The 20,699-nt window shown below is 68.3% G+C and carries 29 protein-coding genes and 1 tRNA gene; 12 read left to right on the forward strand and 18 right to left on the reverse strand.

Going from position 1 to position 20,699, the window contains the following annotated elements:
• Nucleotides 1–2: 2 nt before the first annotated feature.
• The 5 genes from uraH to BJY22_RS04365 all read right to left on the reverse strand — a co-directional run bounded on the left by uraH (nucleotide 3) and on the right by BJY22_RS04365 (nucleotide 2,722).
• A complete protein-coding gene (gene uraH / locus BJY22_RS04345; RefSeq protein ID WP_167203868.1) occupies nucleotides 3–320 on the reverse strand; it encodes a hydroxyisourate hydrolase in 318 nt (105 codons plus the stop codon).
• Nucleotides 317–808, reverse strand: a complete 492-nt coding sequence (gene uraD, locus BJY22_RS04350) for a 2-oxo-4-hydroxy-4-carboxy-5-ureidoimidazoline decarboxylase (protein WP_337758166.1) — start codon at nucleotides 806–808, stop codon at nucleotides 317–319. The genes uraH and uraD overlap by 4 nt, the downstream gene beginning before the upstream one ends.
• An 88-nt stretch (nucleotides 809–896) precedes the next feature.
• Nucleotides 897–1,271, reverse strand: coding sequence for a helix-turn-helix domain-containing protein (locus BJY22_RS04355; RefSeq protein WP_167203870.1), 375 nt, complete (start codon nucleotides 1,269–1,271; stop codon nucleotides 897–899).
• Complete coding sequence (locus tag BJY22_RS04360) at nucleotides 1,264–1,506, reverse strand: thiamine-binding protein (protein WP_167203871.1); 243 nt, start codon at nucleotides 1,504–1,506, stop codon at nucleotides 1,264–1,266. Before BJY22_RS04360 ends, BJY22_RS04355 begins: the two co-directional genes overlap by 8 nt.
• A 10-nt stretch (nucleotides 1,507–1,516) precedes the next feature.
• The gene (locus tag BJY22_RS04365) at nucleotides 1,517–2,722 is read right to left on the reverse strand and encodes a DUF6986 family protein (RefSeq protein ID WP_337758167.1); all 1,206 of its coding nucleotides are present in this window, start codon (nucleotides 2,720–2,722) and stop codon (nucleotides 1,517–1,519) included.
• A 115-nt stretch (nucleotides 2,723–2,837) separates the two neighbouring features.
• On the opposite strand from BJY22_RS04365, the gene BJY22_RS04370 reads away from it, so the two are divergent.
• Entirely contained in the window at nucleotides 2,838–3,596 is a 759-nt protein-coding gene (locus BJY22_RS04370; protein WP_167203872.1) for an IclR family transcriptional regulator, read from the forward strand.
• Between the two features lie 17 nt (nucleotides 3,597–3,613).
• Here the strand turns inward: BJY22_RS04370 and BJY22_RS04375 are convergent, their stop codons facing one another.
• From BJY22_RS04375 to fgd, 4 genes are all read right to left on the reverse strand, one after another.
• Entirely contained in the window at nucleotides 3,614–3,994 is a 381-nt protein-coding gene (locus BJY22_RS04375; protein WP_167203873.1) for a VOC family protein, read from the reverse strand.
• Nucleotides 3,995–4,033: 39 nt separating this feature from the next.
• On the reverse strand, nucleotides 4,034–4,615 hold the full coding sequence (locus tag BJY22_RS04380; protein WP_167203874.1) for a GNAT family N-acetyltransferase: 582 nt from the start codon (nucleotides 4,613–4,615) through the stop codon (nucleotides 4,034–4,036).
• A 177-nt stretch (nucleotides 4,616–4,792) separates the two neighbouring features.
• Entirely contained in the window at nucleotides 4,793–5,368 is a 576-nt protein-coding gene (locus tag BJY22_RS04385; protein WP_167203875.1) for a GNAT family N-acetyltransferase, read from the reverse strand.
• A 32-nt stretch (nucleotides 5,369–5,400) separates the two neighbouring features.
• The gene (gene fgd, locus BJY22_RS04390) at nucleotides 5,401–6,405 is read right to left on the reverse strand and encodes a glucose-6-phosphate dehydrogenase (coenzyme-F420) (RefSeq protein ID WP_167203876.1); all 1,005 of its coding nucleotides are present in this window, start codon (nucleotides 6,403–6,405) and stop codon (nucleotides 5,401–5,403) included.
• A gap of 570 nt (nucleotides 6,406–6,975) precedes the next feature.
• On the opposite strand from fgd, the gene BJY22_RS04395 reads away from it, so the two are divergent.
• The gene (locus tag BJY22_RS04395) at nucleotides 6,976–7,815 is read left to right on the forward strand and encodes a carbon-nitrogen hydrolase family protein (RefSeq protein WP_167203877.1); all 840 of its coding nucleotides are present in this window, start codon (nucleotides 6,976–6,978) and stop codon (nucleotides 7,813–7,815) included.
• 11 nt (nucleotides 7,816–7,826) lie between these two features.
• Here BJY22_RS04395 and BJY22_RS04400 read toward each other — a convergent pair whose 3' ends face one another.
• Both BJY22_RS04400 and BJY22_RS04405 read right to left on the reverse strand, forming a co-directional pair.
• Nucleotides 7,827–8,624, reverse strand: coding sequence for an ABC transporter permease (locus BJY22_RS04400; RefSeq protein WP_167203878.1), 798 nt, complete (start codon nucleotides 8,622–8,624; stop codon nucleotides 7,827–7,829).
• Nucleotides 8,621–9,328 (reverse strand): ABC transporter ATP-binding protein, encoded by a 708-nt coding sequence (locus BJY22_RS04405; RefSeq protein ID WP_167203879.1) that lies wholly within the window; start codon nucleotides 9,326–9,328, stop codon nucleotides 8,621–8,623. The genes BJY22_RS04400 and BJY22_RS04405 overlap by 4 nt, the downstream gene beginning before the upstream one ends.
• Nucleotides 9,329–9,398: 70 nt before the next feature.
• On the opposite strand from BJY22_RS04405, the gene BJY22_RS04410 reads away from it, so the two are divergent.
• Nucleotides 9,399–9,938: a helix-turn-helix domain-containing protein gene (locus tag BJY22_RS04410; RefSeq protein WP_167203880.1), complete on the forward strand. Its 540-nt coding sequence runs from the start codon at nucleotides 9,399–9,401 to the stop codon at nucleotides 9,936–9,938.
• Nucleotides 9,939–9,952: 14 nt separating this feature from the next.
• Nucleotides 9,953–10,444 carry a methylated-DNA--[protein]-cysteine S-methyltransferase gene (locus tag BJY22_RS04415; RefSeq protein WP_167203881.1) on the forward strand — a complete coding sequence of 164 codons (492 nt, stop codon included), beginning with the start codon at nucleotides 9,953–9,955 and terminating at the stop codon, nucleotides 10,442–10,444.
• Here the strand turns inward: BJY22_RS04415 and BJY22_RS04420 are convergent.
• A complete protein-coding gene (locus BJY22_RS04420) occupies nucleotides 10,441–11,274 on the reverse strand; it encodes a DUF72 domain-containing protein (protein ID WP_167203882.1) in 834 nt (277 codons plus the stop codon). The genes BJY22_RS04415 and BJY22_RS04420 overlap by 4 nt on opposite strands.
• A 20-nt stretch (nucleotides 11,275–11,294) precedes the next feature.
• On the opposite strand from BJY22_RS04420, the gene BJY22_RS04425 reads away from it, so the two are divergent.
• A complete protein-coding gene (locus BJY22_RS04425; RefSeq protein WP_167203883.1) occupies nucleotides 11,295–12,242 on the forward strand; it encodes a phosphotransferase in 948 nt (315 codons plus the stop codon).
• 91 nt (nucleotides 12,243–12,333) lie between these two features.
• Here the strand turns inward: BJY22_RS04425 and BJY22_RS04430 are convergent, their stop codons facing one another.
• Together BJY22_RS04430 and BJY22_RS04435 are read right to left on the reverse strand one after the other, a co-directional pair.
• Nucleotides 12,334–12,708 (reverse strand): hypothetical protein, encoded by a 375-nt coding sequence (locus BJY22_RS04430; protein WP_167203884.1) that lies wholly within the window; start codon nucleotides 12,706–12,708, stop codon nucleotides 12,334–12,336.
• 38 nt (nucleotides 12,709–12,746) lie between these two features.
• Nucleotides 12,747–13,187, reverse strand: coding sequence for a hypothetical protein (locus BJY22_RS04435; protein WP_167203885.1), 441 nt, complete (start codon nucleotides 13,185–13,187; stop codon nucleotides 12,747–12,749).
• Between the two features lie 91 nt (nucleotides 13,188–13,278).
• On the opposite strand from BJY22_RS04435, the gene BJY22_RS43390 reads away from it, so the two are divergent.
• Nucleotides 13,279–13,623, forward strand: a complete 345-nt coding sequence (locus BJY22_RS43390; RefSeq protein WP_167203886.1) for a ClpX C4-type zinc finger protein — start codon at nucleotides 13,279–13,281, stop codon at nucleotides 13,621–13,623.
• 3 nt (nucleotides 13,624–13,626) lie between these two features.
• Here the strand turns inward: BJY22_RS43390 and BJY22_RS04445 are convergent, their stop codons facing one another.
• Nucleotides 13,627–14,481 (reverse strand): alpha/beta fold hydrolase, encoded by an 855-nt coding sequence (locus BJY22_RS04445; protein WP_167203887.1) that lies wholly within the window; start codon nucleotides 14,479–14,481, stop codon nucleotides 13,627–13,629.
• Nucleotides 14,482–14,522: 41 nt separating this feature from the next.
• On the opposite strand from BJY22_RS04445, the gene BJY22_RS40950 reads away from it, so the two are divergent.
• Nucleotides 14,523–14,729, forward strand: coding sequence for a cytidine/deoxycytidylate deaminase family protein (locus tag BJY22_RS40950; RefSeq protein ID WP_202890990.1), 207 nt, complete (start codon nucleotides 14,523–14,525; stop codon nucleotides 14,727–14,729).
• Between the two features lie 31 nt (nucleotides 14,730–14,760).
• Here the strand turns inward: BJY22_RS40950 and BJY22_RS04455 are convergent, their stop codons facing one another.
• Together BJY22_RS04455 and BJY22_RS04460 are read right to left on the reverse strand one after the other, a co-directional pair.
• The gene (locus BJY22_RS04455) at nucleotides 14,761–15,525 is read right to left on the reverse strand and encodes a phosphotransferase enzyme family protein (RefSeq protein ID WP_167203888.1); all 765 of its coding nucleotides are present in this window, start codon (nucleotides 15,523–15,525) and stop codon (nucleotides 14,761–14,763) included.
• Nucleotides 15,526–15,529: 4 nt separating this feature from the next.
• Nucleotides 15,530–15,964 (reverse strand): VOC family protein, encoded by a 435-nt coding sequence (locus BJY22_RS04460; RefSeq protein ID WP_167203889.1) that lies wholly within the window; start codon nucleotides 15,962–15,964, stop codon nucleotides 15,530–15,532.
• A gap of 84 nt (nucleotides 15,965–16,048) precedes the next feature.
• Between BJY22_RS04460 and BJY22_RS04465 the strand changes: the two genes are divergently transcribed.
• The 4 genes from BJY22_RS04465 (at nucleotide 16,049) to BJY22_RS04480 (ending at nucleotide 19,495) form a co-directional block, all read left to right on the forward strand.
• Nucleotides 16,049–16,801 carry an SAM-dependent methyltransferase gene (locus BJY22_RS04465; RefSeq protein WP_337758171.1) on the forward strand — a complete coding sequence of 251 codons (753 nt, stop codon included), beginning with the start codon at nucleotides 16,049–16,051 and terminating at the stop codon, nucleotides 16,799–16,801.
• A gap of 38 nt (nucleotides 16,802–16,839) precedes the next feature.
• Entirely contained in the window at nucleotides 16,840–17,319 is a 480-nt protein-coding gene (smpB, locus tag BJY22_RS04470) for an SsrA-binding protein SmpB (RefSeq protein WP_167203890.1), read from the forward strand.
• A gap of 227 nt (nucleotides 17,320–17,546) precedes the next feature.
• Entirely contained in the window at nucleotides 17,547–18,233 is a 687-nt protein-coding gene (locus tag BJY22_RS04475; protein WP_167203891.1) for an SUKH-4 family immunity protein, read from the forward strand.
• Nucleotides 18,234–18,304: 71 nt separating this feature from the next.
• The gene (locus BJY22_RS04480) at nucleotides 18,305–19,495 is read left to right on the forward strand and encodes an SEL1-like repeat protein (RefSeq protein WP_167203892.1); all 1,191 of its coding nucleotides are present in this window, start codon (nucleotides 18,305–18,307) and stop codon (nucleotides 19,493–19,495) included.
• Nucleotides 19,496–19,870: 375 nt separating this feature from the next.
• On the opposite strand, the gene BJY22_RS04485 is transcribed toward BJY22_RS04480, so the two are convergent.
• Nucleotides 19,871–19,943 (reverse strand) — tRNA-Arg (locus BJY22_RS04485).
• Between the two features lie 130 nt (nucleotides 19,944–20,073).
• Here BJY22_RS04485 and BJY22_RS04490 point away from each other — a divergent pair.
• Entirely contained in the window at nucleotides 20,074–20,628 is a 555-nt protein-coding gene (locus BJY22_RS04490; protein ID WP_167203893.1) for a hypothetical protein, read from the forward strand.
• The last annotated feature ends 71 nt before the right edge of the window (nucleotides 20,629–20,699 follow it).

Below are 20,699 nucleotides of genomic sequence, written 5' to 3' on the forward strand. Positions count from 1 at the left end.
GATCAGCTCCCTCGGTAGGTGGAAAACGCGAACGGGCTGAGCAGCAACGGGACGTGGTAGTGCCGCTCGTCGGCGACCGTGAAGGTCACGGAGACCTCGGGAAAGAAGAAGTCCTGGCCGGTCGATTCCGCGTACGCCGTGACGTCGAACCAGAGGCGGTACGCGCCGGGCGCGAGCTCGGGCTCCAGTTGGGCGATCCGTCCGTCGTCGTCCGTCGTACCGCTCGCGCGGACGGCGTCACCGTCGTACAGCCGCACCGGAACGCCCTGCGCCGGTCGCCCCAGCGCGGTGTCGAGAACGTGCGTGGACAAGGAGCTCATGCCACCACCTTGCTCAATCGGAGCAGTGCGATCTTGCGCAGCTCCTCGTGGACAACCGCCGCCTCGGTCGCGTCGTCGTGCGTGAGACGGGTCCGCAGACTGCTCAGCATCTGTGCCGCCGACAGTCCGGTGGCGCAGATCAGGAACACCCGGCCGAACCGCTCCTCGTACTGACGGTTGCCCTCGGCAAGGTCCTGCCGTACGTCGGGCTCGTCGCCGACACCGGACTGCTCGGACCGTGACCAGGCGGCCTCGGTGCTCGCGCCCCGCGGACGGTCCCCGATCCGCGGATGTGCCTGCAGCGCCCGATCGACCTCGACGTCGTCGAGTTCGCGCAGCGCCTGGTCGGCGACCGCCGCCAGTACGGCGAGTTCCAAATACGGCCGCTGGGCGAGGATCGCGTCGACCCACCGGGGCACGTCGCAGCAGGCCGCCAGCGCCGGCCGCAGCCGGTCGGTCGGAGCGGAGTTGAACTCCTCCAGATCCACGATCACACCTTCTCGAATCCCGAAATCAACTTTCCGTATGACGAGAGCGTGACACCCGCTCGGCCCGTCGTCAACAGTTTGTTGAAATTCAGCGGGCGCGGTTCAGGTAGTTGTAGACGGTGAAGCGCGTGACGCCGAGCGCCTCGGCGACGGTCTCCGCCGACTTCCGGTACTCGAAGGCACCGCGTGACTCCAGCAGCAGGACAGCCCGCTGCTTCTCGTTCCGGGACAGGTCGCGCAGCGGACCGCCCAGCTCCTCGGCGACTTCCGCGAGCAGGCTCTGCACGCCACCCTCGGGAGCCTTCTCAGGGGTTTTGGACGGCAGGCGTACGGCGACGACCGGCTCGCCGGCCCACGCCAGCGTCACGTCGTCGGCGCGGGCGTCCGCGGGCTCGACGAGTTGGGCGTTCAGCCGTTCGACGAGCGGCGTGATCGCCTGGACCAGGGGGTGCGGCTCAGGCATCGCGCCGTACCTGCAACGTCACCTGGCTCGCGCCGCCTGCGAATGCGGCGTCGAGCACCTCCGGGAGGGCGGACAGGAGGAGCTGCTGCTCGCCGCTGACCTGCGTACCGAGCGGGCCGAACTCACAGTCGAGCCCAGCCGCCTCCGCCGCCCGCAACGCCTCGGTGGCGTGCGCGGGCGGCGCACCCTCGTCGACATCGAAGGGTTCGGTGGTGAACTCCGCAACCAGTCGCATGTCGCCGAGGCTAGCTCTCCGGGACCGCCCGGCGCGCGAGTCTGGCGAGATCGGCGGTGTCGAACTCGGTCGTCTCGATCGCGCCGCACTCTATGCCGCGCAGTACGAAGCCGGCCAGGGCGGCTGCGGTGGCCGGCTCGTCGAGGTACCCGGACTCGCCGTGGCCCAGGTACGCGCGGAGGCGTTGCGCGGCCTGGTCGAAGCCTTCGCGGTAGAACAGGTACGTCGCGGCGAAGCGGGTCGGGAGCTGCGCGGGATGCATGTCCCAGCCCTGGTAGATGCCGCGGGCGAGCGAACGACGTACCAGCCGGAAATGCAGCCGCCACGCGTCGTGGACGGCGTCGCCGACCGGGAGAACGTTGGTCGAGCCATCGGACACGAACACACCGGTGCCGGCCGCGGCGAGCTGCATGACGTCCTTGGCATGATCCGCGACCGGATGCTCCATGCTCTGGTACGCCGCGGCGACGCCGAGCGAGGCGGAGTAGTCGTAGGTGCCGTAGTGCAGACCGGTGACGCGCGGTCCGCCGGCCTTGATCATGCGGGCGATCAGTGCCGTACCGTCCGCGCCGAGGATCGCCTGCGGGGTCTCGACCTGGATCTCGAACTTCAACTGCGGCAGGCCGCGGTCGTGTTCGAGCGTCTCCAGGACGAGAACCATCGCCTCGACCTGCTCGACCGACGTCACCTTCGGCAAGGTGATGACGAAGCCGTCGTCGATCGCCCCCAGGTGCTCGAGGAACAGGTCGAGTGTCCGCACGCCGCGACGCCGGGTCGGCGCCTCCAGCGACTTGATCCGCAGACCGAAGTACGGCGTCTGCTTGCCGGCGGCCAGTGTCTGCGCGGCGGCGATCGCGACCGCGTCCTCCTCGTCGTCCGGCCGGTTGCCGTAACCGTCCTCGAAGTCGATGCGGAGGTCCTCGATCGGCTCGCGGTCGAGCTTGGCCCGGACACGGTCGTGGATCTCGTCGGCGAACTCCGGCGGCAGGTCCAGCACCTTCGCGAACTCCGCGGGCGATCCGCCGTACGCGTCGAGGGCCGCGCGGGCCTGCGCGGCCCAGTCGCCGGCCGTGCGTACGTCGTACCGGTCGGCCGGGACGTAGACGGTGTGGACGGGTTGCCGGACGCCGCGATCACCGCGGTAGTCGGCCGTCAGCGCCGCGTCCGCGGCGGCCAGCCGGCGGTCGAGCTCGCTCATCAGGTCATCCAGGCTCACTACAGCCTCCTCTTTTCCGTATTGCGGAGACTATTATCTACTTTGCGGAAGAGACAAGGGTCTGGCCTTCCGGGATCTGGCGTTAAACTTCCGTGATCCGGAAAGGTGGTCGATCATGACGGAGAACGGCAAGGGCCGTACCGGCAGCGTGCAGTCCATCGAGCGCGCGTTCGGGCTGCTCGAGACGATGGCCGACGCGGGCGGGATGATGGGTCTGTCCCAGCTGGCCACCGCCTCCGGCCTGCCGCTGCCGACGATCCACCGACTGGTTCGCACCCTCGTCGACCTCGGCTACCTGCGTCAAGAGCCGTCGCGGCAGTACGTGCTCGGCCCGAAGCTGATCCGGCTCGGGGAGAGTTCGTCGCACATGCTCAGTGTGTTCGCCCGGCCGCACCTGGCCCGGCTCGTCGACGAACTCGGCGAGTCCGCGAACATGGCGATGCTCGACGGCGACCAGATCGTGTACCTCGCGCAGGTCCCGTCCCGGCACTCGATGCGCATGTTCACCGAGGTCGGCCGCCGCGTCCTCCCGCACTGCACCGCGGTCGGCAAGGCGATCCTGGCCCAGTTCCCCGAGGCCGAGGTCCGCGAACTCCTGCGCCGCACCGGCATGCCCCAGCACACCGACAACACCATCACCACCCCCGACGCCTTCACCGCCCAACTCCACCAGGCCTCCGACACCGGCTACGCGACCGACGAGGGCGAGCAGGAGGTCGGCGTCCGCTGCGTCGCAGTAGCCGTCCCCGACGCCCCGTCCCCGTTGGCCATCTCCATCTCAGGCCCCGCCGGCCGCATGACCGAATCCCTCGTAGAACAAGCCGTCCCCCTCCTGACCCAAGCCGCCAAGTCCTTGTCCGACGACCTCCACTAATCCCGATCGGCTGGTGGTTAGCTGGACGGTAGTTGCAGGACGCAGAACTCGTTGCCGTCCGGGTCGGCCAGCACGTGCCAGACCCACCCCGCCTCAACTACCGGCTCCTCGGTCACGAGCCGAGCCCCCAACGCCCGAACCCGCGCGACCTCAGCCTTCAGGTCAGCCGTCCGCAGATCGAGGTGGACACGGTTCTTGCCTCGCTTCCGGTCGGGCACCTTCTGCAGCAACACCTCGATGCCCACCCCGTCGCTCGGCACCAGGCTGAGGTACACATCCGACTCTCCCGCCCGCACGTAACCAAGTGCCGCGGCCCAGAACTCCGCCGATCGCTCCAGGTCCTCCACGTCGACCACCACGACCAGCTCACCACGCAAGTACCGCTGAGGTGTCCGCATCCTCCGACAGTACGACGGGCTCGTAGCGTGGCTGTCGGCTCAGGCGTCGGTGTGCAGGCGGCCGTGGACGTGCCAGTCGTGCCAGCCGTCGGCGTGCCTGATCGCCTGCCGCAGGGTTCCCTCGAGCTGGTAGCCGGTGCGCCCGGCGACCCGGCATGACGCGGTGTTGGCGGTGGAGTGGTGAATGTTCAGCCGGTTGAACCCGACCTGCCGGAATGCCCAAGCGGACAGGGCCTCCACCGATCTCGCCGCAACAGCCTGCCCCCGAGCTTCCGGAGCGACCCAGTAGGACAGTGCTGCTGACCCCTGAGCCAGGGAGATCTCGCGCAACCCGACTTGGCCGAGCGGCTCGTCATCCGCGCCGACGACCGCCCAGCTCGCCGCTGTCTCCGCGTCCCAGTGATCGACCCACTGCACCACCCAATCGACTGCCTCCTCGAGCGTGTCGAGCCGCCGAACATGCCACCGCTGAATATCGGGACAGCCGAACGCACTCCGCACGGAAGCGGCATCTCTCCTCAGCCACGGCCGCAACACCAGCCCACCGTCCGCCGCCAGCCGCGGCTGCGCCACATCCCGCAAGATCCCCCCACGCAAAACCGAATCCACAAGCAGAGGCATCCCGCGATGCTAGTGCGCGCCGTCCGGACCAAGCTGTCGGCGCCAGGTGCACCAACGCCATCTGCAGCTCGACAGTACGTATACATCCACTGGCCGGTTCGGCCTGGCTGGGCCACGCTCGGCGGCCGGGTTGTTCGCCGACACTTCCTGTCGAGCTGCAGCTCCACCGCACCACGGTCAAGGTGCGTAGGTGCGCCAGTGTTCGGTGAGTTGGTAGCCGAGGGACTGGTTGGCCTGGAGGCTGGCTTGGTTGGCGGCGGCTCCGCCGGTGCTGAAGCGGGTGATGCCGATGTCGAGGAAGGCGAGGATGGAGGCGGCCTTCACAGCTTGGGCGACGCCGCGGCGGCGGTGGGTGGCCAGGACGGACGTGAACTTCGTGTCGCCGAAGCCGTCCTTCTGGCGGATGACGGTGGCTCCGACCAGCCGGTTGCCGTCGAAGGCCCCGAAGACGCGGTGCTCCGGCCACAGCGCGCGCGTGTCGGCGAGCTCGCCCACCACCCGGTGCGTGGCGGGCGTGTACGGGTAGTCCGCCTCGTTGGCCTTCTCCAGCGCGTGCAGGATCTCCGCGGCCTCAGGTCCGAGCTCGCGAATCGTCAGTCCGCCGGCGACGGCCCGGCGTACGGCGGACTCCAGCAGCTCACGGTCCGGGTCGAACAGCCGGACCGCCCACGACTCGCCGACCACGCGGTAGCCGGCTGCTTCGAGCTCGGCGCACCGCGGGTCGTCGTCGCGGACGATCTGGAAGTCGGGCACTCGCCGATTGTCCGGTGCGGCACCCTCCGGACTCAAGACAGTTTGCGCAGCAACGGCAGAACGTCTTCGGTGAACTGGGTCAGGAACCGTTCCTGGTCCTGCCCCGGACCGTGGACGACGAAGTGGTTGAACCCGGCGTCGAGGTACGGCTGGAACTGCTTCACGACCTCTTCCGGGTCCGACGCCACGATCCAGCGCTTCGCGACCTGCTCGATCGGCAGCTCGTCGGCCAGCCGCTCCATCTCGGTCGCGCTCGTCACACTGTGCTTCTGCTCGGGCGTCAGCGACAACGGCGCCCAGAACCGCGTGTTCTCCAGAGCCTGCGACGGGTCGCGGTCGTACGACACCTTGACCTCGAGCATCCGGTCGATGTCCTCGAACTTCTTCCCGGCCTTCTCCGCGCCCTCCTTGACGGCGGGGATCAGCTTCTCGGTGTACAGCTCCATGCCCTTCCCGGACGTCGCGATGAACCCGTCACCGGCGCGACCGGCGTACTTCGCCACCAGCGGTCCACCCGCCGCCACGTACACCTTCAACGGTGTCTCCGGGCGGTCGTAGATGAACGCGTCGACGGTCTTGTAGAACGGCCCCTCGGAGCTGACGCCGTCCTTCGTCCACAGGTCGCGGATCAGCTGAACGGCCTCCCGCAGCCGCGCGAACCGCTCCTTGAACTCCGGCCACTCCATCCCCGACACCGCGATCTCGTTCAGCGCCTCACCGGTACCGACGCCGAGCATCACGCGCCCCGGGTACAGCTCACCGAGCGTCGCGAACGCCTGCGCGATCACCGCCGGGTTGTACCGGAACGTCGGCGTCAGCACCGACGTACCGAGCATCACCCGGTTGGTCCGCTCACCCACCGCCGCCAGCCAGGCGAGCGCGAACGGCGCATGACCGCCCTCGTGCCGCCACGGCAGGAAGTGGTCCGACACCGTCACGCTGTCGAGCCCGAGCTCCTCGGCCCGAACGGAGTACTCCACCAACTCCCGCGGCCCGAACTGCTCCGCCGACGCCTTGTACCCGACCCGAATGCTCACCCTCTGCTCCCAACGTCGTCTGCGCGTACTCCGAAGGACAACCGCGCCTGGGTCCGACTTTATGCCGCCCGGGGTAGCTAGCATCCGGAGGACCGGGTACGGCGGCAGCGCGCGGGGACGCTCGCACTGATCGGGCTGACGATCTCCGAACGCGGCCGGCTGGACGCCGACGGGAACACGGTCGTCGACCTCAGCCCGGAGCTGATCGGGGTCGCGATGGACGCGGCCGACGACGTGCTGCACCGCTGAGCGGCACGCCGCCGGGCCTGATTGACTCCGGACGCGCGCCTCGGAGAAGATGTGGCTCCGGCGCGGCCCGCGCCTCACCTTCGTCGACCGGCCCCAGCGCGGTCACAGTGAGAAGGCAAAGGGACTTCCTGTCTCGGGTCGCTCGTCCTGGTCAGCCGCCTCGGACGGGATCGCTGGGGGATCGCGTGCGAGTGCGTGGAAGGCCAGATGACAGCGCACAGGAACTTCAAACAACGGGTGCGAGCCCGAGCCGCCAAGACCGGCGAGTCCTACACGACTGCCCTCCGGCACTTCCGTCCGACTCCACAAGGAGACCCAGACATGCCGGAAGAAACCACACTGCGGTTCGCCGTCGTCCAGTCGGGGATGCGCCACGATCCGACGAACGCGGACGAGCTCCGCGCGGGCGGCGCCGAACTGCGTGACTTCATGAGGCAGGCCGCCGCGGCCGGTGCCCGCCTCGTCCACTTCACCGAGGGCGCGATCTGCTTCCCGAGCAAGCAGGTGATGTCCTCGCTCGGCCCGGACGAGGTCGGCGCCGCCGACTGGACCAAGGCGCAGTGGTCGGTGCTGCAGTCCGAGCTCGACCAGCTCAACGCACTCGCCCGGGAGCTCGGGATCTGGGCGGTGATCCCGTCGGTGCACCAACTGTCGGAGGGTCGTCCGCACAACAGCATGTACGTCGTGTCCGACCAGGGAAAGGTCGTCGCACGGTACGACGAACGCACGCTGTCGACGACCAAGGTGAAGTGGATGTACACGCCGGGGAAGCAGCCGGTGACGTTCGACGTCGACGGGTTCCGGTTCGGGCTTGCGCTCGGACTGGATGTGCTGTTCCCGGAGCTGTTCGTGGAGTACGACGGGCTCGGCGCCGACGGAGTCCTGGTGTCCTACGCGACACACCGCGTCTCGGAACATGAACACATCGCGGTGCAGGCGCGCGGGTGCGCGGTGAACAACACGTCCTGGATCAGCCTCGCCGTACCGGCGAACCCCGAAGGCGGGCTGGCGTCGGGCGTCGTCGACCCGCGCGGTCAGTGGGTCGCGCAGGCCCCGCCGGACGGATCGCCGGCGCTCGCCGTGACCGACGTACACCACGCCGAGACAACCCAGATCGGCCGTGAGTTCCGGCGGCGGACTCGGGAGCGCATCGGGTTGTAGTCCTGGCGGACTCACGTGATGTCGCGGTGTAGCGACAGTACCGACGCGAGTCCGGTGGTGAGCGCGGCGTACCCCACCAGCACCGCCGCGCCCGCCACAGCGGGCAGCAGGCTCGGGCCGGCCGATGCCGTCTGTTCGGCGACCGTGTTCGTGACGAACGTGAAGCTGGTCAGGGACGCGGTCGCCCCGCCCGGCAGGAACGGGTAGACGGCGTTGACGCCCGGGACGATCAGCAGGATGTACTCGAGGAAGTAGAAGTACCCGACAACGATGCCGACGGCAACCAACTGGTTTCTCACCAGCACGCCGACCCCGGCGCCCAGCACGGTGTAGACGGTCGCCGCGACGGCGAGGCGGATCAGCAGACCAGTGAGGTCCGCGGCGGAAACGGTCAGGTCGACACCTCGCAGTACGGCGGCCGCGCCGAGCGCACCCGCTGACGTGAGCGACGCGATCACGCCGTACCCGAGCCCGACGACGCAGTACACGGTCAGCCTGGCGGCGAGCACCCGGCCGCGGCGTGGTTCGGCCAGGTACGTGGTGGCGATGGTCCGGTGCCGGTACTCGCCCGCGGCGCCGATCGCACCGATCACGGCCGGCACGAACAACAGCACGCCAGTGATACCGATGACGAGGACAGCGCCTCCCTGAGTGTCGATACCGGGCATCGGCGGCGTCGCGTTCTCGGGGCCGATGAGCGCGAGCAGTCCGGTGAGACCGCCGCCGCTGAGCACTGCCGCGAGCACGGCCCACCGATGCATCCGTACGGCGAACAGCCTGGTGAACTCGCCACGGATCAAGCGGGTCATGCGATCAGCTCCCGGGTGGTCAGCGCGAGGAACGCCTGCTCGAGCGTCGCTCCGTGCGCGGTGAAGGCTGTGAGCGTCCCGGTCCACGCGGTCCGGCCGCGGTCGATCAGCACGATGTCGTCGACACTGTGCTCGAGGTCCGTGAGCACGTGGCTGGAGATGAGCACGGTGCCGCCGTCGGCGGCGAAGTCGCGCAGGAACGTGCGCAACCAGACGATGCCGGCCGGGTCGAGCCCGTTCGACGGTTCGTCCAGGACGAGTACGTCGGGGCGGCCGAGCAGTGCCGTCGCGAGGGCGAGGCGTTGCCGCATCCCGGTCGAGAAGCCTTTCACCCGCCGACCCGCGAAGGACTCCAGCGCCACCGCGGCAATCACCTCGTCGACCCGGGATCGCGACTGACCGGCGAGGGCGGCGACGGTGCTCAGATGACCCCGCGCGGTGGCCGCAGGATGCGCCGAGGCGATGTCCAGCACCGCTCCGACCGTCCCGGCCGGCGAGCGCAGCTCCCGGTACGGCGTGCCGTCGAACGTCGCGGTGCCGGCGTCGGGCCGGACCAGGCCGAGCAGCATCCGCAACGTGGTCGACTTACCTGCACCGTTGGGTCCGACCAGACCGGTCACCCGGCCCGGCGCCGCGGTGAACGTGACGTCGGTGACGGCATCGACCGCCCCGAATCGCTTGGCCAGACCGACTGCCTGGATCATCGTCCACCTCTCGTTAAGATTGATCTATCACTGCGAACATTATCACGATGATAATAATGGTGGGAGTGAGATGCCTGACAAGCTGTCGGTCGCGGATGTCGTGATGCATCCGGTGCGGTTGCGGATCATCCAGCAGTTGGGCGGCCGTGAGCTGACCACCGCCGCACTCCGGGAGGCGCTGCCGGAGGTCACGCCGGCGACCCTGTACCGGCACGTCGCCGCGCTGATCGAGGGCGGGATCCTGACCGTGGTCGCCGAGCGCAGGGTGCGGGGAGCGGTCGAGCGGACGCTGGCGCTGGGCGAGCGGGTCGCGCAGGTCGACCGCGAGGAGTTGCAGGCGATGAGTGAGGCTCAGCTCCGCGATTCCGTCCTCACCGTGCTCGGGCACGTCGCCGAGGACTTCGACCGCTTCCTGGCCGCGGGAAGCGCCGAGCTGCGCGACCTGTTCGGGGTCGGGCAGACGATGTTGTACGTGAACAGCGAGGACCTCGCGCAGATCCAGGCCGGTCTGGCCGAACTGCTCGCGCCGTACCGCTCCGAGCAGCCGGGTCGTCGCCGCGTGACGCTGACCACCGCGTTGATCCCGGACCCTCACACGACCGCCGACTGACGCGTTCCATGGGCATGAACAGGCATGCGGTGGTCAGTACCCGGATCGGAGAGCTCACGGTGGCGGTGTCGGAGAGTGCGCTGGTCGGCGTCTACTTTCCACACCATTGGGTGAAGCCGACGGCGGAGACGCTGGGCGAACTCGTGGAGGCGTCCGACCCGCTGATCTCGGCAGTCGTCGAGCAGTTGGAGGAGTACTTCGCGGGTTCGCGCCACTCCTTCGAGCTGCCGACTGAACCGGTGGGCAACACGTTCCAGCGGCGGGTCTGGGCGGTGCTGGACGAGATCCCGTACGGCGAGACGACGACGTACGGCGAGATCGCGACCAAGCTCGGCGCGCCGGCGCAGGCAGTGGGCAAGGCGGTCGGCCAGAACCCGCTCTCGATCGTTGTCCCCTGCCACCGGGTGGTCGGCAAGAACGGCTCCCTCACCGGCTACGCGGGCGGGCTGCAACGCAAACAGTTCCTCCTCGACCTCGAGCAGCCGGTCGGCGCGCGACTCTTCTAGGTGCGCGGACCGATCCCGAGGCGGCGGGAGAGGTTTTCGGCGTCGTACGGTGCGTGGACCTTGGCGTCGTTGTCGAAGTACACGTAGGTGTCGCACTTCCAGGAGCGGATCTTGCGGGCCCAGCGGGCGAGGGACTTGTCGTCGTACCCGCTCACGTAGAGCTCGTCGGCGCCGTGCAGCCGGACGTACGCGAAATCCGCGGTGACCTCGTCGAACATCGGCCACTTGCCGGCCGTGTCCGCGCAGACCACCGCGATGTCGTGGTCCCGCGCGAGGTCGAGGAACTCCTTGGTCTTGAAGCTGTCGTGCCGTACTTCGAGCGCGTACTTGAGCGGCTGATCGACCGGGGCTTCGAGCAGCGCACGGCCTTCCATCCGTTCGTCGTGATGCTTGGCGACCTCGGCCGCCTCGACCGTTGTCCGGGGCAACTGGTCGAAGAAGTGCGCGCAGCGCTCCGCGTCGTACCGGAAGTTCGGCGGCAGTTGCCACAGCACCGGACCGAGCTTGTTGCCCAGCGCAAGGACTCCGGACGCGAAGAAGTTCGCCAGCGGGGCATCCACGTCCGCGAGTCGTTTGAGATGCGTGACGAAGCGCGGGCCCTTGACCGCGAAGACGAAACCGTCGGGCGTCTCGTCGTACCAGCGCTGGTACGACGTCGGCCGTTGCAGCGAGTAGAACGAGCCGTTCAGCTCGATCGAGTTCAGCCGCGCCGACGCGTACTCGAGCTCGGCCCGCTGCGGGAGGCCCTCGGGGTAGTAGACCTTGCGCCACGGCGGGTAGCGCCAGCCCGAGATCCCCACTCGGTACGGCGTGTCCTGCCAGCGTGTCATCTCTCGATTATCGTCCCGCCATGGAGATCGACCGTGGCGCGTACCCTGAGGCGCGGACGCCCTGGGACGATCCGGCCTGGCGTACGGCGGCGCTCGGCTGGCTTGATCGCGAGCTGGCGACGCTCGGAATCGGCGAGACCGGGGCGCGACGGGTACGGGTCCGGCCGTGGTCGGTGATCGTCCGGGTCGACGCTGAGAGCGCCGTGTGGTTCAAGGCTGCGTCACCCGGGAGCGCCTTCGAGGCCGGGCTGACCGAGGCGCTGGCGCGTTGGACGCCCGAGCACGTGCTCAGGCCGTACGCCGTCGACGCCGCGCGCGGCTGGTCGCTCCTGCCGTCCGGGGGTCCGTTGTGGCGGAGCATGCCTCCTGGACCGCGCGAGTGGGAGGAGGCGTTGACGCAGTACGCCGACTTCCAGCGGGCATTGATGCCGCGGGTGGAGGAGATGCTGCGTCTCGGCGTACCGGATGCTCGGGTTGCGGTGTTGCCGGCGGTGTTCGACGCCGTTGCGGAGAATCGGACGCTTGACGCGGCGGATCGTGAGCGGTTGCTGGCGTTTCGGCCGCGGCTGGTCGAGTGGTGCGTGGAGTTGGCTGCGATCGGCGTACCGGACTCGCTGGATCATGCCGATCTTCATGATGGGCAGATCCTGGTTGCGGGGGCGGGGCGGTACACGTTCTTCGACTGGGGTGATGCGAACGTCGGGCATCCGTTCTTCAGTCTGCTGGTCGCAGCTGATCGGGCCGCGGAGCTGCACGGTCCGGATGTCGCCGCTCGGCTGGAGGACGCTTATCTGGAGGCGTGGACGGGCAGCTGGACGTTGCGCGAGTTGCGGCGTGCGGCGGAGCTAGCCCGGCGGCTGAGTCAGCTGACGCGCGCCGGTTCGTGGGGACGGCTCTTCCCGACCGCCGCACACATCGGCGACCCGGAACGAGCAGCCGCTCTGTTGCGGCTGCTTGACGCGCGCTGATCTCCAGGCCATCACAATCGGCGCGATCCGGCGCGCCCACGCCTGAGCACACCTACGCCGACGCGATCGTGATGGCCTGGCGATCGGACACTCAGGTGGGAATCCAGGCGGGCCACCACGGCGGGACGTTGCCTGGGCAGGTACCTGGGGACGCGGCCGGGGTGCCTTGCCAGGAGAACAGGGCGAGGTCGGCGATCGCGATCGCGATGAGGGCGGCGATCAGCGAGAACAGGAACGCCTTCCCGGCGTACCGGAAGACGACGTTGAACAGCACCAGGTTGACGATCAGCGCGATCGGCAGACCGAGGAACAACAGCGTCAACCCGTTCGGCACGCTGCCGGCGACGTCGACCTGACACGCCTTCCACGCCCGCGACGTGATCACCACGAGCCCGAACGCCGCCCCACCACCAACCACCACCGCAAGGAACGACTCCCCCTTGCTCCCCTTCGCAGCAAACGCCATACACATCACGGTAAGTGATCCAGGGACCCACTTCAGCCTCAGCCGCGCGTACTACGCACCTTCGGCGGGAGCCACAGCATCGCGGTGATGGGGTCCTTGGATTCATGGGGTACGACGACCACCTGGTGCTGGTCCTCGTAGAGCACCCGACCGGGCGCCGCCGACGTGTACCGCTCACACGGGACGTTGTGCGCCGCGAGGATCTTCAGGTAGCCGTCGATCGGCTCCAGCAAGTGCGCCGCCGACGGCTTGAACCACGCGGCCGCGAGCGGGTTGTCGTCGTACACGGCCGGGTCGACGGTCGACGGGTTCGTGTACGTCGCGTCGTACCAGGCATTCGTCGTACGCCGGAACTCTTCCTCGCCGGCGCTCAGATACCCGCGATGCCCGAGCATGTTGACGAGCCCGAAGATCCCGATCCGCCGCCCGCGCCGATCCGGCACGGGACTCTGATACCTGACGTAGCTCGACGCATCCACGCACCGATCCTGCCAGGACCTTGCCCGAAACAGCTTGTCAGGTTTAGCCTGACAAATGTGTCAGGGTGGCCCTGACAACCAGGAGGACGTGATGACGGACAACGAACTGCGGTGCTCGTTCTGCGGGAAGACCCGCGACGAGGTCAGCCACCTGATCGCCGGGCCGGGGGTCTTCATCTGCAACGAGTGCGTCGACCTGTGCGAGAAGGTGATCAACGACGCACCGTTGCCGTCCTTCCCGCCCCTCGACGACAAGACCGACGAGGAACTACTGGCCGACGTGGTCCGCCTCGACAAGTCCCGCGGCCAGGTCGAAACCGCCGTCCGCGACCGCGTCCTCCGCCTCCGAGCCCGCTCCGTCACCTGGACCCGCATCGGCGAAGCCCTAGGCATAACCCGCCAATCAGCCTGGGAACGCTTCTCCGGCGAGGAGTAGCGGTTAGTCCGCGAGGAAGGCAGCGACCTCGGCGGCGTACTCCGCAGGTTCCTCGGCGTTCGGGAAGTGGGCGCTGCCGTGGAACACGTGGAGCCGGGCGCGAGGCAACCGGGTGGCCAGGTCACGGCAGGCATCGACCCCAGCGTTGCGATCCCAGAGACCGATCAGGACCAGGACGGGTACGTCGAGCGCGGCGAGGTCGTCGGCGAGCGGGACCGGGCGCGGCGGTTGCTTCGCCAGCGCGCCTGCCAGCTCGCCCGTGTTGACGAGCCCGCTCTCCTCCCAGAGTCCGCGAATCTGTTGCGCCACCGCCGGCTGGTGGAAGAGGAAGCGATCGGTGGTCTCGCGATCGACGACCTCCCAGACCGCACCCGGCCCCGACTCCGCGACCGCCACGCGGATCGCCGTACGCAGCTCGTCGCTCGTGGCAACAGCCTCGAATCCGGATGTCCACGGCGACGGTGTCAGCGGACCGGCGAGAGCTGTGCCTTGGAGAATGAGCCTGTCGACCCGCTCGGGATACGCGACCGTGTACTCCGCCGCCAGGTCCCCTCCGAACGAGATCCCGAGCAGCGTGACGCGCGGTAGATCGAGTTGTCGACGCAACTGCTCGAGATCGTCCACCAGAAGCGGTACGTCGTACCGACCGTCCGACGGCCGATCGCTCCGACCGGACCCCCGCTGCTCGTAGTACACGACTGGTCCGAGCTGCTCGAGCAGCGGACCGGTCAGCCGCTCGAAGTCGTAGATGAACCCGCCCGGCCCGCCATGCACAACCACCAACGGGGTCCGCACCCGCGGATCACCGACAACCCGAACCCAATGCCGAACCCCGTTCACCACCAGGCGCGACTCCACCCTCGACAGGTTAGTTGCTCGCGAGGGCTAGGTTTCTTTGGGTGAATGATGAGCTGATTGATGCGGCTGTGGCGGTTTTGAATCCGCAGTGGGTTGGGGATCGGCTGTTCGGGGATGTGGCGGCGGCGTTGGTTACCGACGCAGGGAATGTGTATGTCGGGGTGTGTATCGACACCGCGTCCGGCACCGGGTTCTGTGCGGAGCATGCTGCGATTGCGGCGATGGTTACTGCGCGATCTGCTGCCTGAGACGGCCTGGCCCGAGACGTTGGATTGAGGGTCAGTTCGAGGTGAGGGCTGTGAGCCAGGTGTCGTGGTGCGTTGCTGTGTAGGTCGCGGCTGGGCCCCAGAAGTCGGCGTGGCCCTCGGCGTAGAGCTGGGCCCAGGGTTGTTCGCCGGTTTCGTGGCCGCGGACGAGGAGTTCGTACGATCCGCGGGTGCGGGCCGCGATCTGGGCGGGGAAGGCTCGGCGCTGCCCTGGGTCCAGACCGTAGCCGTCCGCGAAAGCGCGCAGCCGCGGGGCGTCCACCGCTGGGTCGCCTCCGGGGAGGAGCGGTACCAGCGTCTGGGCGGCGTACCCGAGGTCCCACAGCCTCGACGACGGGCCGGCGTTGTCCCAGTCGATGAAGACCCATCGGTCACCGTCGAGCACCAGGTTCCACGGCGCGAGGTCGCCGTGGCAGATCAGGCCGCCGCCGGCGGGGTCCGGGACCACCGGGTGCCAGGCCGCATCGGGCGGCGGGCGGAAGCTGTCCATCGCGTCGTGGAGTTCGCGAATCAGCCGCCCCAGTCGGCGCAACTCATCGAGGGAGAACGGCGGCAACGTGTCGGCCATCACGCCGGGGACGTACTCGAGCACATGCCGCCCCTGGTCGTCGCGTCCCAACGTCCGCGGGGCACCGTCGAAGCCCCGGTCGGCCAGATGGGTCAGTACAGCCTCGACGCCGGCCGTGTGGGCGAGCGCCGGTTTCCGTACCGTCGTACCGATCCGCACGACCTGATCCGCGACGTTCCCGCCGGTCAGTACCTCTTCGGCATCGTCCATTCACTCAGTCGAGGCAGAACTCGTTACCCTCGACGTCCTGCATCACGATGCACGACTCGTTGAAGCCGTCCGCGACCAGCACCCGCTGCCGTACGGCGCCGAGCGCGACCAGGCGTTCGCATTCGGCCTCGAGTACGGCGAGGCGCTCGTCGCCCACGAGGCCGGTGCCGACACGTACGTCGAGATGCACGCGGTTCTTGACGACCTTGCCCTCGGGTACGCGCTGGAAGAACAGCCGCGGCCCCACCCCGGTCGGATCAACGCACGCGAACGCCGACCCCTGCCGCTCGGGCGGCAACGCGCGGTCGAACTCCTCCCACGACGCGAAACCCTCCGGCGGCGGCGGTACGACGTACCCCAGAACGTCACACCAGAAGCGAGCCACGCGCTCCGGGTTCGCACAGTCGAAGGTGACCTGGAACTGCTTGACCGACGCCATCGCACCACCATAGATCCGGAAACCCCCGCCGTGCCCACCAATTTCCATTGCCCCGCCAACGGAACGTGAGGACACTCGGTCCGCGTGGCTGATCTCGACGTACTTCTGAGAAACGACCGCTATCCGCGCTCCGCCGCCTACTCGGCCCGCTGGATGGTCGACGGCGCGATGGGACCCAACCCGGTGTGGCACGCGGAAGCACTGGCCGAGGTCCTGCCCCTCGAGTCCGGCATGCGGGTCCTAGACCTGGGCTGCGGTACGGCGCTGAGCTCGATCTTCCTGGCCAAGGAATTCGACGTCGAGGTATGGGCGACCGACCTCTGGGTCCAACCGCACGAGAACCTCATCCGCATCGCCGAGGCAGACGTGGAAAACCGGGTTCACCCCGTCTTCGCGGAGGCGCACGCGCTCCCCTTCGCCGAGGGCTTCTTCGACGCGCTCGTCAGCATCGGCGCGTACCACTACTTCGGCACCGATGACCTGTACCTCGGCTACTGCTCGGCCTTCGTGAAACCGGGCGGGTGGCTCGGGGTCGTTCAGCCCGGGCTCGCCGAGGAGTACGACGTACTGCCTCCGCCGCACCTCGCGCCGTACTGGAAGTGGGACTTCTGCGCCTGGCACAGCCCCGGCTGGTGGCGACGGCACTGGGAGAAGACCGGCCTGGTCACGGTCGAGCTCGCAGACCGCTTGCCCAACGGCTGGCAGGACTGGCTCCAATGGAACGAGGTCTGCGATCTGGCCAACGGTACGCCGGACCAAGAGGAAGCCAGGATGCTCCGCGCCGATGCCGGCCGCGCCCTCGGTCTCACCCGGCTCGTGGCTCGTCGCACCACCTAGGAACACCACGGAGCCGGCCGTCGAGGCAGAATCGGGATGTGAAGAAGCCCGAAGCCAACCCGGTGATCGCGCGCAACCGCAAGGCTGCCCATGACTACGAGCTGGGCGAGTCCTGGGAGGCGGGCATCGTGCTGCAGGGGCTCGAAGTCAAGGCGCTCCGTGCCGGCCGGGCGTCCCTGGTGGGCGGCTTCGCCATGGTCGAGAACCGGGAGCTCTGGCTGCACGGCGTACACATCCCGCAGTACTCCCAGGCCCGCTGGTTCAACGACGGCTCACGCCGCAAGCGGAAGCTGCTGCTGCACCGCGCCCAGATCGACAAGATCGAGCGCAAGGTCAACGAGGGCGGGCTGACGATCGTCCCGGTGACCCTCTACTTCAAGGACGGTCGCGCGAAGGTGGAGATCGCCCTGGCCCGCGGCAAGAAGACCTGGGACAAGCGGCACGCACTCGCCGAGCGCGAGGCCGGCCGCGAGGTCGAACGAGCCGTCAGCCGCCGCCTGAAGGGCCGCCGCGACTGACGCTCCGAACACACAAAGACCCAGGTCAGAGACGCGCGGGCCAGCGTCGACTTACCTGAGCAACTCGAACCACTCAGCATCAGCAGCATCCGACCAACCTGGCAGCCGAAGTCATTCCGGACTACTGATTTGGACCCCCACCACACGACTTGTGTCGTCCCGTCTGCCGTTCAGCCCACGCGTAGCTGGCGATGGCGTGCGGGTTCCGTGCCCGGTACTTTTGCCCGGTGTTGTCGGTCGAGGATCGCGTTGCCGCTGCGATGACGTCCCCGTTGGAGAAGGTCCTCGTTGCGGGGCAAGCGGTGAGGCCCCCGGAGGGCTTGGTTCGGCAGTGGGATCTCCCGGAATCTGATCGGTATGCGCTGCTGCGGTGGGGACTGCCGGACGACAGTCTCATGCGGCCACATTTCCAGGCAGCGGCCGATCCGGAGCTGGTTCCCAATCTGGCGGGGGAACGGGAGCGGCAGGAAGCATCCCCCGGTCAGCGGCTCTACAGCCTGGTTCACTGGGGCCGGGAAGAATTGCAGCTGCGGATCGGCGCCGTCGCCGGGACGGGCCGCGTGCTGAAGATCCAGCCGAAGCCGATCACGGCCGATGACCTTCACCCCGCGCTGCGGGAGGCCAACGCGGGTCTCTATCACCCGTCTGTCGAATTCTTCAGCTCGTCCCTGGCCCAGTTCGTCGAGACGTTCTGGCGCTGTCACGCGGCAATGGGGATCGCCTCCGAACTGAGGCAGCAGGAACCCGACCACGACAGGCCATTGGAAGAGTACGACGTATGGTTCAGCCGCCTCCACGACTGCGAGCGGATCATCCTGGAGCACATCGAGCGGATCGACAGTCATGTCCGTGCTGACGACACCGGCACCCTCTGGACGACAGTCGTCACTGAGCTCACCCACGCGGGCAACTGAAGACCGGGCGCCTGAAGCAACAAGACGCTGCACGCGGCCGTGCGCCGCAGGGCGCTCTTATACTGCGGGCCGTGGCGTTGACGGCGTACGAGCAGGGTCTACTGGCTGTGCAGCGGCGAGAGTTTGCGGCGGCCCGGGAGCAGCTGGAGTCAGCCGGTGACGACCCCCGTGCGGTGTTGCTGCTCGGTCAGCTTGCCGGCGAGGGGCTCGGAGAGCCGGTGGACGCGGCGAAGAAACTGTCACTGTACGAGCGCGCTGCCGAATTGGGCAGTGCCGAGGCCGCGTACAACCTCGGGGCGGCGCACGCGAACGAGCAGCGATACAAGGTCTCGCTGGACTGGTACCGGCGCGGGGCGGAGCTCGGCCAGTCGGGCGCCCTCCGGATGATTGGTGTCATGTACGCAACGGGGCAGGGCGTTGAGGCGGACGACGTTGAGGCGGAGCGTTTCCTGCTGGCTGCCGCGGCGAGCGGCGACCACCTGGCCTCGTTCGATCTGGGGACGCTTTTCGCCTACCAGCGGCAGGACCCGGTCATGGCCGCGCAATGGTTTTTGCGCGCCGCGAAGGAAGGCAGCGCGCCGGCCTGGCGGGAACTGGAACTGCTCGTGCCGCGACTTCGCGAGCTACCAGCCGGCGACACCCGTGCGCGCACGATGCTCGGTGTCATCCTCGCGTTCCACCTCGACGAGCGAGACGCCGGCGCCGAGTTGCTAGAGGTCTCCGTGGCCGAGGGCGACCCGGAGGCCCAACGGTCACTGGCCTTCCTGCTGCACGACAACGCCGGCTTGCCGGACGACAAGGCGCGGGCCATGGTGCTGTTCCGGACGGCCGCGGAGGCTGGTGACGGCTACGGGGCGTACAACCTCGGCGTCGCGGCCAGCGATCCGCACGAGGCTGTGCGGTGGCTTCGGCAGGCCGCGGAAGCCGGGGTCCCCGAGTCGTACCCGCAACTGGCGGACCGCCTCAGTGAGCTTGATGTCGATGAAGAGGCGTTGCGGTGGTACGTCCGCGGTGCCGAAGACGGGCACAAGGAGTGCATGTTCGCGGCCGCCTGCTGGTACCGCGACGGTTTCGGTGGTCCCGTCGACCTCGTCCAAGCGCTGCGTTGGTACCTTTCCCTACTCGAGGTCGGTAGTGGCGACGGGATCCACGAGGCGCACAAGATCGTCTCCAAGATGACCGACGATCAGATCCACGAGGCGGGCCGCCTTGCCGGACAGATTCTGGCTGCTGACGTACTCGTCGTGAGCCGACGTACGTGACTTCCGGTCTGGGTCGCATGACCACGCGACCAGACAAGGCAACCGACGCTGGGCCCACACTGCAAGGTCACGTGCACACTTTCTGCCGCGATCCGTGCCTTCGACTGTCGCAGATCACCTGGCGGACAGGTGTCGCGCCCGCGCTGCTCGTAGTACCGGCGGAGCCCGATGTTGTCGGTCCACACACGTCGATGCTGCTGCTGGCTGGGTGCCGGTGCACGTCGTCGGCTGCTGACGTCGACCCGGAACGTGACGAGCCGGACGACTGGCCGGAGCCCTCAGCCCTGGCACCGTGTTAGCAAGACTGTTGGCAACCGGGAGCCCCGGACATGCGAAACCCCAGGTCATCTACCTCGTGACCTGGGGTTTTGTTTGCGCGCTCGGAGGGATTCGAACCCCCAACCTTCTGATCCGTAGTCAGATGCTCTATCCGTTGAGCTACGAGCGCTGGACAACGTCGAGTAACGATACATGGAGGGGGCGGCTGGATGCCAATCGGCTTCGGGGGGAGGGCTCCGGGGGCTGATCGGCGGTGCGGCGTACGGCGGGGTGTGGGGTGGCGGCTCTACGATCCGCGCATGGGAATCGAGGACTTGCTGGGTGGGCGGGAGCTGGGGGACGTGAAGAAGGCGGTCGGGTTCGTGATGGAGAACTCGGACGACTTCGAGAAGGTCCTGAAGCTGGTGCGGGGGCTGCCGGACGACGCGGTCGGGTTCATCGGGAAGTTGCCGGACCTGCTGAAGACGATCGGGACGGGGCTGGCCGAGGCCGGTGAGCAGGCCGCGAAGGCGGCCGGGGCGCTCGTCGGCGAGGACGGCGAGGGTGGGGCGCGGAAGGCGCTGACCGGGAGCGCCGGCACGATGAACGCTGCCAAGGACAAGCTGCACGACGCGGCCGGGATGCTGTCCGGGCTCGCGGGTGAGCTGGACAAGATCCCGGGCATCGGCGACGCCGCGGCGAAGAAGCTGAACGACGGCAGCGGCCAGATCGGCGGGGTCGCGACCGAGATCGAGACCCTGGCCGGGAATCTGCAGGACCTCTCCGGGATCCTCGCGACCGTCGGCGACGCCCTCAAGGGCCTCGGCACCAAGCTCACCGAGTCCGGCGGCTCCGTCCAGACCCTCCTCTCCTGAGCATCCTGAACACCTCCCGGTGTCTGGGAACACGCCATTGCTTGTTCCCAGACGCCGGCGCTTGTTCACAG

This window comes from Kribbella shirazensis (assembly GCF_011761605.1).
Lineage (GTDB): Bacteria > Actinomycetota > Actinomycetes > Propionibacteriales > Kribbellaceae > Kribbella > Kribbella shirazensis.